The sequence below is a fragment of the Pseudomonas morbosilactucae genome, from assembly GCF_023241715.1.
GTDB classification, from domain to species: domain Bacteria; phylum Pseudomonadota; class Gammaproteobacteria; order Pseudomonadales; family Pseudomonadaceae; genus Aquipseudomonas; species Aquipseudomonas morbosilactucae.
Window position 1 is genome coordinate 23,766 of the sequence record NZ_JALQCW010000013.1, and the last position, 15,843, is coordinate 39,608.

Sequence of the window (15,843 nt, forward strand, 5' to 3'; positions counted from 1 at the left end):
GAAATGAAAAAGAAGCGCCGCTCTACTAAGCCGGGAGCCCACAGAGTTCGCGCAAATAGCGGGTATCCAGGTGCTGCTCCACCAGGTCCGCCAGGCGCTCGATATCGCGCTCACGCAAGCCGTGGTAGTCAACCGTTTGCACCTCGGCCAGGCCGGCCCAACGCAACAGTGCGCTGCTGGCCGCCGGGGACTCGAACAGCCCATGCAGGTAGGTGCCGAAGATCTGCCCGTCGGCGCTCTGGGCACCGTCGCAACGACCGTCGTCCAGGTACACGGCGGCTCGCTCCAGGGCCGGCCCACGGGTGACCCCGGCATGAATTTCATAGCCGCTGACCTCGGCGTTCTCCAGGCCCAGGCGCCCGCGCACATTGCGCAGTTGCTTCTCTTCTTCGAGCACCGTTTCAAAGTCCAGCAGGCCCAGGCCGGCACTGGAACCGGCCGCCCCTTCCAGGCCCAGCGGGTCATGCACCTGCTGGCCCAGCATCTGCAAGCCGCCGCAGATTCCCAGCACTTTGCCGCCGTAGCGCAGGTGCCGGGCAATCGCCGTCTCCCAGCCATTGGCGCGCAGGTAGGCCAGATCGCCGCGCACGCTCTTGGAGCCGGGGAGAATGATCAGGTCTGCGGGAGGGATGTCCTGGCCGGGGCCGACGAATTGCAAATCCACCTGAGGGTGCAGGCGCAGCGGATCGAAGTCGGTGTGATTGCTGATGCGCGGCAGCACCGGCACCACCACCTTCAATACCTGCTCGACCTTGTCGGCCTGGCGCTGGTCGATGCCGTCCTCGGCTTCCAGGTGCAGGTCCAGCACGTAGGGCAATACGCCGATCACCGGTTTGCCGGTCCTGGCTTCCAGCCAATCCAGCCCCGGTTGCAGTAAAGCGATATCGCCACGGAAGCGGTTGATGATGAAACCTTTGACCCGCGCCTGCTCGCTGGGCGAAAGCAACTCCAGGGTGCCGACCAAGTGGGCGAACACACCGCCGCGATTGATATCGGCGATCAGCAGCACCGGGCAATCCACCGCCTCGGCAAAGCCCATGTTGGCAATATCGCCGGCACGCAGGTTGATCTCCGCCGGCGAGCCGGCGCCTTCGACCATCACCACCGGATAGGTCGCGCTCAGGCGCTGGTGAGAGGCCAGCACCGCCTGCATGGCGATGGCTTTGTAGTCGTGATAGGCCACCGCATTCATGCTGGTGACGGCACGCCCGTGAATGATCACCTGGGCCCCGGTATCGCTGTTGGGTTTGAGCAGCACCGGATTCATGTCGGTGTGGGGCTCAAGGAAAGACGCCTGAGCCTGCACCGCCTGGGCCCGGCCGATCTCGCCGCCATCGGCAGTGACCGCACTGTTGAGGGCCATGTTCTGCGGTTTGAACGGCACCACCGCCACGCCCTGGCGTACCAGCCAGCGACACAGGGCCGTCACCAATGTGCTTTTACCGGCATCCGAGGTGGTGCCCTGGACCATCAATGTGCTCATGGATGTTCCTTGGAATAGGCTTGCAGCGCCTGTTCAAGACGCGCCCAATCGGCTTCGTCGGCCGGCAGGCCAAAGCGCAGGCTGCTGTTGTGCACGAACAGGCGCAAGAGGATGCCGCGCTGCGCCAAGAATTCGTGCAAGCGCTCGGCGTCGGCGTGGATCAGCCACTGGAACAAGGCGCAGCCGCCATGGGGTTTCAAGCCGTTCTGCGCCAGCATCTGGGCCAGACGCAGGCTCGCCTCTTCAGTGCGCAGGCGTTGGCGCCGCTGCCCTTCGGTATCGCGCAGGCAGGCCTGGCCCAGTACCCGAGTCGGCCCGCTGACCGCCCAGGGCCCGACCTGTTCGGCCAGCAACCGGAGCAGCTTGCGTTCCGCGAGGACAAACCCCAGGCGCACCCCGGCCAGGCCGAAGAACTTGCCAAAGGAGCGCAACACAATCAGCCCAACCTGCTGGGTATGGGCCGCCAGGCTCAGGTGCGGGGTGTTATCCATAAAGGCCTCGTCCACCACCAGCCAGCCGCCGCGCTGGGCCAGGCGTGCGTGCCAGTCCAGCAGGCGCTGAGGCGACAGGCTCAGCCCCGTGGGGTTGTTCGGGTTGACCACCACCAACACGTCCAGGCTGTCGAGGAAAAAGTCCACTTCCTGCTCCAGCACTTCGCGCACGATGTAACCGCTGCGCCGCCAGGCTTCGGCATGCTCGGCATAACAAGGTGACAGCACGCCAACCTTGCCCGGCCGCCGTAGGCGCGGCAGCAGTTGAATCGCCGCCTGGGAGCCCGCCACCGGCAACACCTGGCTCACGCCGTAATAGGCGCACGCGGCCTGCTCCAGGCCGTCATCGGTTTCCGGCAGGCGAGCCCAGGCGCGCAAGGGGATGTCCGGCACTGCAAAGGGCCAGGGCGCGAGGCCGCTGGACAGGTCCAGCCAGGCCTCCTCGGCAATACCGTATTGCTGCGCCGCCTGGCGTAACCGGCCGCCATGCTCAAGCATAAAATTCCGCCCCCACGCAGAGGATCAACAGCCACAACCAGACCCCGCGCTGCACCAGTTGCCAACCACGCTCGATGGCGTCGGCGTCCGCCACGGCCCCCTCACCCAGCGTCGGCCGCTGATGCAACTCGCCGTGGTAGGTGGCCGCGCCGCCCAGCTCAACCCCCAGGGCACCGGCGCCGGCGGCCATGACCGGACCGGCGTTGGGGCTGTCCCAGGTCGGCCCCTGGCGTCGCCAGCAACTCAAGGCCAGGCGAGTCTTGCCCAGCAACGCGTACGTCAGGGCCACCAAACGCGCCGGAATGTAGTTGAGCAGGTCATCGATTTTGGCCGCCGCCCAGCCGAAACGCTCAAAGCGTTCATTGCGATAGCCCCACATCGCGTCCAGGGTATTGCTCAACCGGTACAACACCACCCCTGGCGCACCGGCGACGGCAAACCAGAACAGCGCCGCGAACACCGCGTCGCTGCCATTTTCCAGCACCGATTCGGTGGCGGCACGGGCCACGTCGGTGGCGTCCAGTTCACTCGTTTCCCGGCTGACCAGATAACCGACCCGCTGCCGCGCCGTCTCCAGGTCACCACCGCGCAAGGCCTGGGCCACCGGCTGCACGTGTTCACCCAGGCTGCGCAGGCCAAGGGCGCAATACAGCGCCAGGATTTCCACCAGCCAGCCGATATAGGGCAGCCAGGACAGCGCCGTGGCCAACAAGGTCAGGGGCAATACCGCCAACACCCAGGCGGTCACGCCATGGCTGCGCCAGCCGCGGCCACCTGAGTTGAAACGTTGCTCGATACGATCGGCCAACGCGCCGAACGCCACCAGCGGATGCCAGCGTTTGGGTTCGCCCAGCAGCGCATCCAGCGCGACCCCGGCGACACTCAGCAACGCCACACTCATTGACCCACTCCCCAGTAATTCTCAAACAACAGTTCATTCAGCGGACGCGGTTGCGCCCAGCCTTCCAGCACCAGCATGGGCGCCGGATAAAATTCGCTTACTGGCCCCAGGCACAACACCGCCAGCGGCTTGGCCCCGGGGGGCAGGCCCAACAGGTCCGCCAGGGCTTGCGGTTCGAACAGCGACACCCAGCCCATGCCCAAGCCCTCGGCGCGGGCCGCCAGCCACAGGTTCTGGATCGCGCATGACAGCGATGCCAGGTCCATTTCCGGCAAGGTACGGCGGCCGAAGATATGCCGTTCACGGTCATCCATCAACGCCGCGACCAGCACCTCGGCGCAGTCATTGATGCCTTCGACCTTGAGCTTCATAAACTCGTCTGAGCGTTCGCCCAAGGCTTCGGCGGTGCGCACCCGCTCCTCCTCCACCAGTTGCTGGACCTGGCCGCGCAACCCGCGATCGCTGATGCGGATAAAACGCCAGGGTTGCATCAAGCCGACACTGGGCGCCTGATGCGCTGCTTCCAGCAGGCGCCGCAACAACTCCGGCTCGACGCCACCACCGGTGAAATGACGCATGTCGCGGCGCTCGGCGATGGCGCGATACACCGCCTCACGCTCTGCCTCGGAAAAAGCCAGCTCAGTCACTCGCCACGCCCTCGGCTGCCATGGGCGTCAGGCGCCAGCAAGGCCGCCACCGCAGCGGGATTGGAGGGAAAGTAGAAATGCACGTAGGAAGCCGTCATCCGACCGTCGCGATACACCGCTTCCGCGCCGCGCCCGCCATTGGGGCTCAGGCCACGGGCGATGGGCACCTGCTCGGTGGTGGTCAGCGAATGGTGATAGGTGTGGCCGCGCAATGCGCCTTCCGGCAGCTCGACCGCCTGCAGGGCCAGGGCCGCCAGACGCTTTTGCATCACCGCGTCACCCGGCAGCAACCCCAGCAACTCGGCACGCTGGCCCTCGACATCAGTTAAGGAGTCCAGCAGGTACAACATGCCGCCGCACTCTGCGAGCAAGGGTTTGCCCGCTTCGTGGTGGGCGCGGATGGCCGCCAGCATCGAGGCATTGGCCGCTAGCGCTTGATGATGCAACTCCGGGTAACCACCCGGCAGGTACAGGCTGTCGGCTTCGGGTAGGTGGTGGTCATGGATCGGCGAGAAAAACGCCAGTTCAGCCCCCATCGCCCGCAGCAGGTCCAGGCTGGCGCCGTAGGTAAAGGCGAAAGCCTCGTCACGGGCAACGGCGATCCGCACCCCCTCCAGCAACGGCTCGGCTGGCTGCACCTGGGGAGCGGCAAAGGCCACGGCCGGCGGCAGGGCCACTTCGCAACTGCTGGCCAGGGCTTGCGCCGCGGCGTCCAAACGCACGTCCAGATCATTCAGCTCGCTGGCCTGCACCAGGCCCAGATGCCGGCTCGGCAATTCGATCCCGATCTCCCGGGACAACGCGCCATACCAACGCAGCCCTTCGGTCAAGCTGCCTTCGAGCAACTGCGCGTGACGCAGGGTGCCGACCCGATTGGCCAGCACCCCGGCAAACGGCAAATCGGGCTGATAACGGGCCAACCCCAACGCCAGGGCACCGAACGTCTGGGCCATGGCCGTGCCATCGATCACCCCCAGCACCGGCACGCCAAAGTGCCGGGCCAGATCGGCGCTGGACGGCGTACCGTCGAACAACCCCATGACCCCTTCGATCAGGATCAGATCGGCCTCGCCCGCGGCGTCCCACAACAGACGCCGGCTCTCCTGCTCGCCGACCATCCACATGTCCAACTGATAAACCGGTGCGCCACTGGCGCGCTCAAGGATCATCGGGTCAAGAAAGTCCGGGCCGCACTTGAACACCCGCACCTTGCGCCCCTGGTTACGGTGCAAGCGCGCCAGGGCAGCGGTCACGGTGGTCTTGCCCTGGCCGGAGGCCGGTGCGGCGATCAACACCGCCGGGCAATGACGAACTTCACTCATGCTGGGACGCTCACAGTTCAACCCCTTTCTGCGCCTTGATGCCAGCCTGAAAGGCGTGCTTGACCACGCCCATTTCGGTGACGGTATCGGCCAACTCGATCATCTCCGGCTTGGCACCACGGCCGGTCACCACCACATGCTGCATGGGCGGACGGGCCTGCAGGTCGCTGAGCACCTGATCCAGGTCCAGGTAACCGTGCTTGAGGGCAATATTAAGTTCGTCGAGCACCACCAGGCCGATGGACGGGTCGCGCAGCAACTCGCGGGACACGGCCCATGCGGCTTCGGCGGCGGCGATATCACGCTGGCGATCCTGGGTCTCCCAGGTAAAGCCCTCGCCCATCACATGAAAGCGCACTTGCTCGGGAAAACGCCGGAAGAACAACTCTTCGCCGGTGCTGTTGCGGCCCTTGATGAATTGCACCACGCCGCATTGCATGCCGTGGCCCATGGAGCGCGCGAGCATGCCGAAAGCCGAACTGCTCTTGCCTTTGCCATTGCCAGTCAACACCAGCAGCAAACCGCACTGGTTGGGCGAGTTGGCGATACGTTCGTCGATCACGGCTTTTTTGCGCAACATCCGCGCCACATGGCGTTCGTCACGATCGGGGGATTCAGTCATGGGGCAGCTCTCCGTTGGGGCTGGATAACGGGGGGCAGGAAAAAAGGGTATAGAAGGCGCAAGCCTGGCATCGCCCACCGTGATGCCGTTGGATGGATCAGGCCGGTCTCCGGGCTCATGAGGGGCATCACTGCCGGACCGCGCGCCTTCCCGCATCGAACTCGACACAGTGGCATCAGGCGCAGTCTTGACTCATTTACCGTTGCGGGGGCAGCGCCGGAATCGTCGTCCGTTCCACTGGGGGAACGTGCACTCACCGGCTTCCCTGTTTCACTCTGTCGACCGTGGGCCACAGAGCACCTGAAACAAGTCGCGAAGGTTAGAGGGTTGGGGGTGGAGCGTCAATTAAAGCCGGCCGTCGGCGACACGTGGAGACGGCCACAGATCAATAAAATGACGCCAATCTTGTGCCACACTGGAAGCAATGATATCAAATAGCCATAACCGCAAAAGTACCCAGACCAATCACAAACAATAAGGGTGAGTTCGATGCAAGGCATGACCATCAGCAATCCACGACTGGAATTCCTGCGCCCCCTGCTGGAGCGCTGGTTCGATTGCATTGACCGCTACAACGCGGTGCGCGGCGATAACGAAACACCGTACTGGTTCGATGAACACGCCAACCTGGGCCTGCTGTCTGCCGCAGCCTGGATGGCGGAAATGGTCACCCTGGAACAGACCCAGAGCAAAAAACAGCAGGAAGACGGCGATCGCAACAGCCGCGCCGACCTCTACATTGCCAGCCAGGACGAGCGCGTCTATATCCAGGCCACCCAGCGCTGGCCACGGGTCAACAACCTCAACCTGACCCAAGCCTTGCTGGACGCCACCAGCGCCGCAAAAAGCATCAGCTACGCCAGCGACCTGCGGCTTGGCTGCCTGTTTGTCGCCCCGCAAAAGGCCCAGCACAGCGCCACCCCGGAAGAACTCCAGGACATGGTCGACGACTTGCAGAAGGAACACAGTTGCGCCGTCGCCTGGTACTTCCCCTACGCCTACCGCAAGCTGCGCAACGAGGCCGGTAACTACCACCCAGGTATCGCCGTGCTGTTCAAAGAGGCCCGCTGAACGATTTGAACCATCGGTAAGCGCTGTTCCTCTATGACTAGACACCCCCTCGTGTACGCATAGGGAAACCCGCATGTTCAAGCCCAACGCCTTTCTATTGATCGCTGTCGCCACAGGCCTGGCCGCCTGCGGCGAAACAGCGCGCCTGCAGGTCAGCGATGGCACCGGCCCCACGCCGACCCTGCCCGAACCAAACAAGACCCTGATCCCGACACTGAACATCGCCCCGGCGATCGGCTGGCCTCAGGGCGCCAAGCCAATCGCTGCGCCCGGCACCCAGGTCGCCGCCTTTGCCGAAGGCCTGGACCACCCACGCTGGCTCTATGTGCTGCCCAACGGTGACGTGCTGGTGGCGGAAACCAATGCGCCACCCAAACCCGATGACAGCAAGGGCATTCGCGGCTGGGTCATGGGCAAGGTCATGGGCCGTGCCGGCGCCGCTGTGCCCAGTGCCAACCGCATCACCCTGCTGCGCGACCAGGACCACGACGGCGTCGCGGAAACCCGTACGGTATTGATCGATCAGCTCAACTCGCCATTCGGCATGACTCTCGTGGGCAACGACCTGTATGTGGCCGACACCGATCGGCTGCTGCGTTTTCCCTACCGGACGGGCGACACCCAAATCAGCGTCGCGCCAACCAAGGTCGTCGACTTGCCCAGCGGCACACTGAATCACCACTGGACCAAAAACGTCATCGCCAGCAAAGACGGGAGCAAGCTGTACGTCACGGTCGGCTCCAACAGCAACGTTGGCGAAAACGGCCTGGACCAGGAACAGGGCCGCGCAGCCATCTGGGAAGTGGACCGCGCCAGCGGCCGGCAGCGCATCTTTGCCTCAGGGCTGCGCAACCCCAACGGCCTGGCCTGGGAGCCCGACAGCGGGCAGCTGTGGACAGCGGTGAACGAGCGCGATGAGATCGGCAGCGACCTGGTGCCGGACTACATCACCTCGGTGCAGGATGGGGCGTTCTACGGCTGGCCCTTCAGCTATTACGGGCAACACGTGGATGTGCGAGTCACGCCACAGAACCCGCAGCAGGTGGCCAAGGCCATTGCCCCGGATTACGCGGTTGGGCCCCATACCGCGTCGCTGGGGCTGGCGTTTGCAGAAGGCAGCCAACTGCCGGCGCCCTTTACTCAAGGGGCCTTTATCGGCCAGCACGGTTCATGGAATCGCCAACCCCACAGCGGCTACAAAGTGATCCTCGTGCCCTTCGCCAACGGTAAGCCCCAGGGCGCACCTATTGACCTGCTGACGGGGTTCCTCAATGCCGACGAAAAAGCCATGGGGCGTCCGGTGGGCGTGGCCGTGGATAAACAGGGGGCATTGCTGGTGGCGGACGATGTGGGCAACACGATCTGGCGCGTATCAGCCAGCAAGGCCCCCTAGGCTCAACGCTTGCGGCACAAGGTCAAGCCATCGCCCAAGGGGAGCAGGGACAGATCGACACGCCGATCATCCTTCAGGGCGAGGTTGAGCTGCTGGATGGCACGGGTATCGTCACTGTCGGGCTGCTCCTGCAGCACCCGACCGCTCCACAAGGTGTTGTCGAACAGCAGCAAGCCGCCCTCGCGCAACAGGCGCAGGGCGCTCTCCAGATACCGTGGGTAGTTGGCCTTGTCGGCGTCGACAAAAATCAAGTCGAAGGTAGCGCCCTGGCCCTGGGCTTCCAGGGCGGCCAGGGTTTCCAGGGCCGGTGCCAGGCGCAATTCGATGCGCTCGGCGACTCCAGCCTCCCGCCAATACGCCTGGGCGGTGGCGTTGTAGCTTCCCGGCAAGTCGCAACACAGCAACGAGCCCCCTTCCGGCAGCGCCTGAGCCATGCACAGCGCGCTGTAGCCGGTGAACGTGCCAACTTCCAGCAAACGCCGGGCGCCCAGCAACTTGACCAGCAACCCGAGAAATTGCCCCTGCTCCGGCGCCACCTGCCAGCGAGCCTCGGGCAAGGCCTGGGTTTCGTCACGCAGCCGACGCAGCAACGGCGTCTCGCGCAGGGAGACGTCCAGCAGATACTGATAGAGGGGGTCGTCGAGGCTGAGGGTTCGGGCGGTCATCGCTACCTCGACAAGGGACGGCGCTTAGGGGATGCGCGCCAGATGCTCAGGCTGCAACACCCGCTTGGCACTCAGATAGGCTTTTTGCCAATAGGCCTTGGACAGGCTGTCCAGCTTGACCGTACCGCCGGTGGCCGGGGCATGCACAAAGCGGCCTTCGCCCACATAGATGCCGGCATGGCTGACCTGGGAGCCGCCATTGGTGGCGAAAAAGATCAGGTCGCCGGTTTGCAACGCATCCTTGCCCACGTCCGGGGCCTGCATACCGATCATTTCCCGGGTGGAGCGCGGCAGCGAGATGCCTGCGGCGTCGCGGTACACGTAGCCGATCAGGCCGCTGCAATCAAAACCCGAATCCGGGGTGTTGCCGCCCCAACGATAAGGCGTGCCGACCAGGCCCAAGGCGCGAAACAGTACGTCTTCAGCGACCGGAGAAAAGTTTTGCGAGGGATTGAATACGGGAGTGCGTACCACTTGCGCCGGAGGCGGTGTACGGCTGGCGCAGGCGCTGAGCAGCGCTGCGAGAACAATGAATGCGAGGCGGGCCGACGTCGACATAAGCTGAACAATCCTGATCGGGATGCGGCTTTCTCTGCCGTGGCGCTGAAAACAAAACCGCGTAAGCAGGGCTTACGCGGTTTGTTTCAACAATAGATCAGAATTCTAGCGGCTACGCTTCAAACTTCAAGTAAGACTTTAAGTTCGCCTTACAAAATGCCTGCTTATTTACGTGCGGTGACCACGGTCGGTGCCATCGCCAGTGCGCGCTTGGCTTCGATGAAGGTCTTGCTCCAGTAAGTGTCGCCCAGGCTGTCTACCCGAACGCCACCGCTACGGCGGCTGCTGGAGTGGATGAACTGATCGTCACCCAGGTAGATCCCGGCGTGACTGACACGACCACGGCGACCGTTGGTAGCGAAGAACAGCAGGTCACCCGGTTGCAGCTTGTTGCGGGCAACCAATGGCGCGTCGACGTTGATCATTTCGCGAGTCGAGCGCGGCAGGTTCATGCCGGCTTCTTCACGGAACAGATAACCGATGAAACCACTGCAATCAAAGCCGGCTTCCGAGGAGCCGCCAAAACGGTAACGGGTACCGATCAGGGACATGCCACGCTCAAGGATGCTATCGGCCAGAACAGGCAACTGATAAGGCTTGTTATCAGCGAATTCAGCCAGTTCTTTTTCAGTGGCGACTTCTTCCTGATAGACCAGGGAAGACTGATTTTTGACGCTGGTTTGAACCTGTGGTGCTTGTTGCTGCTGGGACACTGGAGTGTGAGAAGCGCAACCAAACAACAGGGTAACGAGTGCGAGAGGCACGAGGGGTGCGAAGCGATTTAGCATGGGCACGACCGTGGCTTGAAATAAAAGAAGCCGCGACTATGCCTCCTATCGCCCTCATTTGCAAATTCAATCGATCTAAATGTGACTTATGAGTTTCTGCTTTGCATCTAAGGCTTTAAGCCCATTTTCTAGCCAAACGCCTCTGGAAACCTCTCCGGAAGCGATTTTTCTGACGCCTGAAATATGTCGAAACATCGCTGGAGGCCGCGGTTTTACCAGCCCAGGGTTTCTTTGAGGAAGGGAATCGTCAGCTTGCGCTGCGCCTGCAACGAAGCCTGATCGAGGCGCTCAAGCAGCTCGAACAAGGCGCTCATGCTGCGAGTGCCACGGGTCAAAATAAAATGCCCGACTTCGTCGGTCAGGTGCAGGCCGCGACGGGATGCGCGTAACTGCAAGGCACGTAATTTGTCTTCATCGGAGAGCGGGCGCATCTGGAAAATCAGCGCCAGGGTCAGTCGGGACTTCAAATCCGCCAGCTTGACCGGCAGCTCCCGCGGCGAGGTCGAAGCTGCAATCAACAAACGTCGGCCGCTGTCGCGCAGGCGGTTGAACAGATGGAACAGTGCCTCTTCCCAATCCGCCTTGCCCGCCACCGCTTGCAGATCGTCCAGGCAGACCAGTTCGTACTGCTCCAGGTTGTCGAGAATCTCGATACCGCGATCCAGAAGCTCCGCCAAAGGCAGATACACCGCCGGCTCACCCAACTGCTCGAAACGCAGGCACGCCGCCTGCAGCAAATGAGTACGCCCCACCCCATCCTTGCCCCAGAGGTAAATCAGACTTTCGGTCCAGCCGGCGTCGGCTTCGCAAAGCCGCTCGACATAGCCGAGTGCAGCGGCATTGGCGCCTGGATAGTAGTTGATGAAGGTGGCGTCATCACGCAGACGCACACCTAGGGGCAGCTGAATCGGTTTCATGCTGACTGAACAGTTCGAAACGAACCGTTAGTGGCCTCTGTGTAAAGTTTGCAAAGTTTATACCCGTGACGCCGGGCGCACAATGCAGCAGACCACAAGCAAAATCAAAGGTTTGCGTTGGCTGCAAGGGCTGCCCGGAGAATGGCCGAGCGCAAATGTGACAGCCCCCAGGCCCGCCGTGGCAACCCGGGGCCAAGCCCGGCTGCCACCCACAGGAGGATCAAAAGCCGTTACAGATCAGGCTCTTCAACCCCACTGTAAAGATCCGAGTGCTTGTACAAGTCATGCACATGACGCACCAGGACCATGATCACGGCCGCCACCGGCAACGCCAGCAGGACCCCGGTAAAGCCGAACAGCTCGCCCCCCGCCAGAATGGCGAAGATCACCGCCACCGGATGCAGGCCAATACGGTCGCCCACCAACAGCGGCGTCAGCACCATGCCTTCCAGCGCTTGGCCAACCATGAACACCGCCACGATGCCGATCATCGGGTACAGGTCGCCACCAAACTGGAACAGCCCGGCCACCAACGCCGCACCAATGCCAATGACAAAGCCCATATAAGGCACGATAGCCGCCAGACCCGCGATCAAGCCGATCAACAGCCCCAACTCCAGACCCACCAGCATCAGCCCTGCGGCGTAGATCATGCCCAGCGCCACCATCACCAGCAGTTGCCCGCGGACAAAGGCGCCCAGCACTTCATGGCACTCTCCGGCCAGCGACACCACGCGTTCTTCACGGTCACGGGGCAACAGGCTGCGGATTTTGGCCATCATCAGGTCCCAGTCGCGCAACAGGTAGAAGCTCACCACCGGGATCAACACCAGATTGGCCAGCCATCCGATCAAGGCCAGGCTCGACGCCGTGGCCTGGCTCAGGACCACGCCGACAATATCGGTGGTCTGGCCCATGTGCTCACTGATGGCAGCCTTGACCTTGTCGAACTTCCAGAAGCCGTCCGACAACCCCAGCTTGGACTGCGCCCACGGCATCGCGGTGTGCTGCAACCAGTCGAGCATCTGCGGCGCCAGCTCATAGAGCCGGATCAATTGCTTGGCCAGCATCGGCACCAGCACCAGCAGCAAGGTCATGACAATCAGGGTAAACAGTGCGAACACTGCCACCACGCCCCAGGTCCTCGACAAGCCGAGCTTTTCCAGGCGATCCACCAGGGGATCGAACAGGTAGGCCAACAGCAGCGCCACCAGGAAGGGCGTGAGGATGGGATGCAACAGGTACACAAACGCGCAAAACAGGGCGACCACGCCCAACCAGACCCAACGACGCGTATCGGTCATGAACCACTCCCGCTTCTATATATAAGGAAACAAACCACTACCAACGGAAATGCAACTGCCCGGCAGGTGCAGCGGCGGGCGCTGTACCCTCCCCCTCGGCCGGAGGCGCGGCAACTTCACCCGGCGGCACCTCCTGCAGCTTGGCCAGGGACAACTGCGCTCGCAGCTGTTCAGGGCTGCCGTTGAGGCGGTAGACAATACGATCCCCATCCACGCTGCGCAGTTGCGCGCCAAACGGCTCCAGCAGATGCCCCAAGGTGGCGTAACGCTCCAGCGTCATGCCCTGCACCTCAAGCCACTGCTCGCTTGAGGCCCCCGGCTTAGTGACAAAGCGCGGCGCCAGGCGCTGGCTCACCGCCAACAACACGGCATCGGCCAGGGCTGCGGTATCGGCGCCCTGCACGGAACCCTGTTCCTTCTGATCGCCCAGCCACAGGCGCCACTTGGCCTGCCATTGCCCACCTTCTTCCCGCGCATGCACTGCCAGCAAGGCGTCGGCACCGTAGCGCTCGGAAGCATCACGCAATGGCGCAGGGTCGGCCCCCTCAAGGTTTGGCGCGGTCGCCACGATTTGCTCATTCAGGTCACCCAGCGGCAGGCGCAACGGCAACCCGCGATGCTGCGCGGCACGCCGCAACGGCGCGGCGCTGGCTTGACCATCTCCCACCAGGCTCGAGCCCTCGGTCGAATCACTCAACCACCAAGCGAGGATCGACGGCCGATTGCTGCCCCACAACGACAGCCCTGCTTGACGCAAGGCACGGTCGGTACTGACCGGGTCGAAATCCACTTGCAGGCTTTCTGGCGGCCCGGCGTCGTAACCGTATTGGCTGATGATCTGCTGCGGGTCCTTGCGGATCGCTGCCAGGCCCGGCCCCTGGGCAGCCTTGGCATCGCCGGTCAGGCGCAGCACCAGGGTTTCCACGGCACGCTGGGTCGCCTGATCGCGCTCCTCGGGAGCCTGACTGCTGACAGGCTCGCGCACTTGATAAAGGCCATTGAGGGTTTCGGCGTGACTCGCCAGGCTGACCAATGACAAACAGCCCACAACTAAAAATTGACCCAGACGCATGGAGAATTCCCGACGACAAAAACCATTGAAACCGAACCCGTAAAGCGGGTTGCGCAAGCCTGTGACCACTCGGCCCGGCAAAACATTCACAGGTCCGCTGAAAGATTTCGTGCTGTCATAACGATAGCCGGTTAGAGGCTATACCTTTTAGGACGCGGCAGGAGACTGGCAATACAAGCAAATACAGTTTTTTTGCCGGGATATGCCCCTGCCCGTCGCCCGAGGATGGCCGCTGCCCCTCAAGCCTGATAAAATCGCGCGCCTTCGCAGACCGGCAACAGCTGGGCACCCTGAAACTCGCAAGCGGCGATCCCGCCTGCACTGGTTCGGCGGTCTCACTGGGTTCGGTCGATACCCCCTGAATCCCCCCTAAAGGCCTGGATCATGAGCAAGCAACCCTCCCTGAGCTACAAAGACGCCGGTGTAGACATCGACGCCGGTGAAGCATTGGTCGAACGCATCAAGAGCGTGGCCAAGCGCACTGCGCGCCCGGAAGTCATGGGCGGCCTGGGCGGTTTCGGCGCCCTCTGCGAAATCCCGGCCGGCTACAAACAACCTGTTCTGGTCTCCGGCACCGACGGCGTCGGCACCAAGCTGCGCCTGGCCCTGAACCTGAACAAACACGACAGCATCGGCATCGACCTGGTGGCCATGTGCGTGAATGACCTGGTGGTCTGCGGCGCCGAACCGCTGTTCTTCCTCGACTACTACGCCACCGGCAAACTCAACGTCGACACCGCTGCCCAGGTCGTGACCGGCATCGGCGCCGGCTGCGAACTGTCCGGCTGCTCCCTGGTGGGCGGCGAAACCGCTGAAATGCCAGGCATGTACGAAGGCGAAGACTACGACCTGGCCGGCTTCTGCGTTGGCGTCGTGGAAAAATCGGAAATCATCGACGGCTCCAAAGTGGCCACCGGCGACGCCCTGCTGGCCCTGCCTTCCTCGGGCCCGCACTCCAACGGCTACTCGCTGATCCGCAAGATCATCGAAGTGGCAGGCGCCGACATCGAAAACATCCAGCTGGACGGCAAGCCGCTGACCGAGCTGCTGATGGCCCCGACCCGCATCTACGTCAAGCCACTGCTCAAGCTGATCAAGGACACCGGCGCGGTCAAAGCCATGGCCCACATCACCGGTGGCGGCTTGCTGGACAACATTCCACGCGTTCTGCCAAAAGGTGCCCAGGCCGTGGTTGACGTCGCCAGCTGGCAGCGCCCGGCGGTCTTCGACTGGCTGCAAGAGCAAGGCAACGTCGACGAGCACGAAATGCACCGCGTCCTGAACTGCGGCGTAGGCATGGTCATCTGCGTAGCCCAGGAACACGTTGAAATCGCCTTGAACACCCTGCGTGAAGCCGGCGAACAACCTTGGGTCATCGGCCAGATCGCTACAGCGGCCGAAGGCGCTGCCCAAGTCGAGCTGAAAAACCTCAAGGCACACTGATGCAAGAGCGGAAGTCGCCGACCTGTGATGTTGTGGTGCTGCTGTCGGGCACCGGCAGTAACCTGCAAGCCCTGATCGACAGCGCGCGGACCGACGACAGTCCGGTCCGCATCGCTGCCGTGATCTCCAACCGCGCTGACGCCTATGGGCTGCAGCGCGCCCAGGACGCGGGAATCGCTACCCGCTTCCTCGATCACAAGGCATTCGAAGGCCGCGAGGCCTTCGACCACGCCCTGATCGAGCTGATCGACACCTTTGCCCCCAAGCTGGTAGTGCTCGCCGGATTCATGCGCATCCTCAGCGCTGATTTCGTGCGCCACTATCAAGGCCGCCTGCTGAATATCCACCCTTCGCTGCTGCCCAAATACAAAGGGTTACACACCCATCAGCGCGCCCTCGAGGCCGGCGACACGGAGCACGGCTGCAGCGTGCACTTCGTCACCGAGGAACTCGATGGCGGGCCTCTGGTCGTACAGGCTGTGATCCCGGTAGAGTTGCACGACTCGCCCCAGAGTCTGGCGCAGCGGGTACACGTTCAGGAACACCAGATCTATCCCCTGGCCGTACGCTGGTTTGCCGAAGGCCGACTGACCCTCGGCGACCAGGGCGCTTTACTGGATGGTCAGTTACTGGCCGCCAGCGGCCACTTGATTCGAACCTAGGAGATT

Annotated in this window: 16 protein-coding genes and 1 riboswitch; of the genes, 4 read left to right on the forward strand and 12 right to left on the reverse strand. The window is 63.0% G+C overall.

The genetic code is table 11. The annotated features are described in order from the left end of the window. Window positions 1-25: 25 nt before the first annotated feature. Genes M1B34_RS07190 through cobO form a run of 6 tightly spaced genes read right to left on the reverse strand, consistent with a single transcriptional unit; the run spans window position 26 to window position 5,964 of the window. Entirely contained in the window at window positions 26-1,483 is a 1,458-nt protein-coding gene (locus M1B34_RS07190; RefSeq protein WP_268264757.1) for a cobyric acid synthase, read from the reverse strand. Next, complete coding sequence (cobD, locus tag M1B34_RS07195; RefSeq protein WP_268264758.1) at window positions 1,480-2,472, reverse strand: threonine-phosphate decarboxylase CobD; 993 nt, start codon at window positions 2,470-2,472, stop codon at window positions 1,480-1,482. The genes M1B34_RS07190 and cobD overlap by 4 nt, the downstream gene beginning before the upstream one ends. Beyond that, entirely contained in the window at window positions 2,465-3,373 is a 909-nt protein-coding gene (cbiB, locus tag M1B34_RS07200; RefSeq protein WP_123328385.1) for an adenosylcobinamide-phosphate synthase CbiB, read from the reverse strand. Before cbiB ends, cobD begins: the two co-directional genes overlap by 8 nt. Then, window positions 3,370-4,020 (reverse strand): 5,6-dimethylbenzimidazole synthase, encoded by a 651-nt coding sequence (gene bluB / locus M1B34_RS07205; RefSeq protein ID WP_123328386.1) that lies wholly within the window; start codon window positions 4,018-4,020, stop codon window positions 3,370-3,372. Before bluB ends, cbiB begins: the two co-directional genes overlap by 4 nt. Beyond that, on the reverse strand, window positions 4,017-5,342 hold the full coding sequence (locus tag M1B34_RS07210) for a cobyrinic acid a,c-diamide synthase CobB (RefSeq protein ID WP_268264759.1): 1,326 nt from the start codon (window positions 5,340-5,342) through the stop codon (window positions 4,017-4,019). The genes bluB and M1B34_RS07210 overlap by 4 nt, the downstream gene beginning before the upstream one ends. A 10-nt stretch (window positions 5,343-5,352) precedes the next feature. After that, window positions 5,353-5,964 (reverse strand): cob(I)yrinic acid a,c-diamide adenosyltransferase, encoded by a 612-nt coding sequence (gene cobO, locus M1B34_RS07215; protein WP_268264760.1) that lies wholly within the window; start codon window positions 5,962-5,964, stop codon window positions 5,353-5,355. Between the two features lie 83 nt (window positions 5,965-6,047). Beyond that, a riboswitch (cobalamin riboswitch) is annotated at window positions 6,048-6,283 on the reverse strand. A gap of 170 nt (window positions 6,284-6,453) precedes the next feature. Between cobO and M1B34_RS07220 the strand changes: the two genes are divergently transcribed. Beyond that, a complete protein-coding gene (locus M1B34_RS07220) occupies window positions 6,454-7,035 on the forward strand; it encodes a hypothetical protein (protein ID WP_123328389.1) in 582 nt (193 codons plus the stop codon). Window positions 7,036-7,108: 73 nt separating this feature from the next. After that, window positions 7,109-8,428 (forward strand): PQQ-dependent sugar dehydrogenase, encoded by a 1,320-nt coding sequence (locus tag M1B34_RS07225; RefSeq protein ID WP_268264761.1) that lies wholly within the window; start codon window positions 7,109-7,111, stop codon window positions 8,426-8,428. A 2-nt stretch (window positions 8,429-8,430) separates the two neighbouring features. Here M1B34_RS07225 and M1B34_RS07230 read toward each other — a convergent pair whose 3' ends face one another. The 6 genes from M1B34_RS07230 to M1B34_RS07255 form a co-directional block, all read right to left on the reverse strand. After that, window positions 8,431-9,093, reverse strand: coding sequence for a class I SAM-dependent methyltransferase (locus M1B34_RS07230; protein WP_268264762.1), 663 nt, complete (start codon window positions 9,091-9,093; stop codon window positions 8,431-8,433). 24 nt (window positions 9,094-9,117) lie between these two features. Beyond that, entirely contained in the window at window positions 9,118-9,651 is a 534-nt protein-coding gene (locus tag M1B34_RS07235) for a C40 family peptidase (protein ID WP_268264763.1), read from the reverse strand. A gap of 164 nt (window positions 9,652-9,815) precedes the next feature. Then, entirely contained in the window at window positions 9,816-10,439 is a 624-nt protein-coding gene (locus tag M1B34_RS07240; protein WP_123328393.1) for a C40 family peptidase, read from the reverse strand. Window positions 10,440-10,651: 212 nt separating this feature from the next. Then, a complete protein-coding gene (hda, locus tag M1B34_RS07245) occupies window positions 10,652-11,356 on the reverse strand; it encodes a DnaA regulatory inactivator Hda (RefSeq protein ID WP_007898944.1) in 705 nt (234 codons plus the stop codon). Between the two features lie 230 nt (window positions 11,357-11,586). Further along, the gene (locus M1B34_RS07250; RefSeq protein WP_268264764.1) at window positions 11,587-12,660 is read right to left on the reverse strand and encodes an AI-2E family transporter; all 1,074 of its coding nucleotides are present in this window, start codon (window positions 12,658-12,660) and stop codon (window positions 11,587-11,589) included. A 37-nt stretch (window positions 12,661-12,697) separates the two neighbouring features. Beyond that, a complete protein-coding gene (locus M1B34_RS07255) occupies window positions 12,698-13,732 on the reverse strand; it encodes a DUF2066 domain-containing protein (RefSeq protein WP_268264765.1) in 1,035 nt (344 codons plus the stop codon). 384 nt (window positions 13,733-14,116) lie between these two features. Between M1B34_RS07255 and purM the strand changes: the two genes are divergently transcribed. Together purM and purN are read left to right on the forward strand one after the other, a co-directional pair. Then, complete coding sequence (gene purM / locus M1B34_RS07260) at window positions 14,117-15,175, forward strand: phosphoribosylformylglycinamidine cyclo-ligase (protein WP_123328396.1); 1,059 nt, start codon at window positions 14,117-14,119, stop codon at window positions 15,173-15,175. Further along, the gene (purN, locus tag M1B34_RS07265) at window positions 15,175-15,837 is read left to right on the forward strand and encodes a phosphoribosylglycinamide formyltransferase (protein ID WP_123328397.1); all 663 of its coding nucleotides are present in this window, start codon (window positions 15,175-15,177) and stop codon (window positions 15,835-15,837) included. The genes purM and purN overlap by 1 nt, the downstream gene beginning before the upstream one ends. Window positions 15,838-15,843: the final 6 nt, after the last annotated feature.

Bases quoted from the DNA above. Each gene is read 5' to 3' on its own strand.
- M1B34_RS07240 (WP_123328393.1), bottom strand. From the start codon at position 10,439: ATGCTAAATCGCTTCGCACCCCTCGTGCCTCTCGCACTCGTTACCCTG.
- M1B34_RS07235 (WP_268264763.1), bottom strand. From the start codon at position 9,651: ATGTCGACGTCGGCCCGCCTCGCATTCATTGTTCTCGCAGCGCTGCTC.
- purN (WP_123328397.1), top strand. From the start codon at position 15,175: ATGCAAGAGCGGAAGTCGCCGACCTGTGATGTTGTGGTGCTGCTGTCG.
- hda (WP_007898944.1), bottom strand. From the start codon at position 11,356: ATGAAACCGATTCAGCTGCCCCTAGGTGTGCGTCTGCGTGATGACGCC.
- M1B34_RS07225 (WP_268264761.1), top strand. From the start codon at position 7,109: ATGTTCAAGCCCAACGCCTTTCTATTGATCGCTGTCGCCACAGGCCTG.
- M1B34_RS07255 (WP_268264765.1), bottom strand. From the start codon at position 13,732: ATGCGTCTGGGTCAATTTTTAGTTGTGGGCTGTTTGTCATTGGTCAGC.
- M1B34_RS07250 (WP_268264764.1), bottom strand. From the start codon at position 12,660: ATGACCGATACGCGTCGTTGGGTCTGGTTGGGCGTGGTCGCCCTGTTT.
- purM (WP_123328396.1), top strand. From the start codon at position 14,117: ATGAGCAAGCAACCCTCCCTGAGCTACAAAGACGCCGGTGTAGACATC.
- M1B34_RS07190 (WP_268264757.1), bottom strand. From the start codon at position 1,483: ATGAGCACATTGATGGTCCAGGGCACCACCTCGGATGCCGGTAAAAGC.
- cobO (WP_268264760.1), bottom strand. From the start codon at position 5,964: ATGACTGAATCCCCCGATCGTGACGAACGCCATGTGGCGCGGATGTTG.
- cbiB (WP_123328385.1), bottom strand. From the start codon at position 3,373: ATGAGTGTGGCGTTGCTGAGTGTCGCCGGGGTCGCGCTGGATGCGCTG.
- cobD (WP_268264758.1), bottom strand. From the start codon at position 2,472: ATGCTTGAGCATGGCGGCCGGTTACGCCAGGCGGCGCAGCAATACGGT.
- M1B34_RS07230 (WP_268264762.1), bottom strand. From the start codon at position 9,093: ATGACCGCCCGAACCCTCAGCCTCGACGACCCCCTCTATCAGTATCTG.
- M1B34_RS07220 (WP_123328389.1), top strand. From the start codon at position 6,454: ATGCAAGGCATGACCATCAGCAATCCACGACTGGAATTCCTGCGCCCC.
- M1B34_RS07210 (WP_268264759.1), bottom strand. From the start codon at position 5,342: ATGAGTGAAGTTCGTCATTGCCCGGCGGTGTTGATCGCCGCACCGGCC.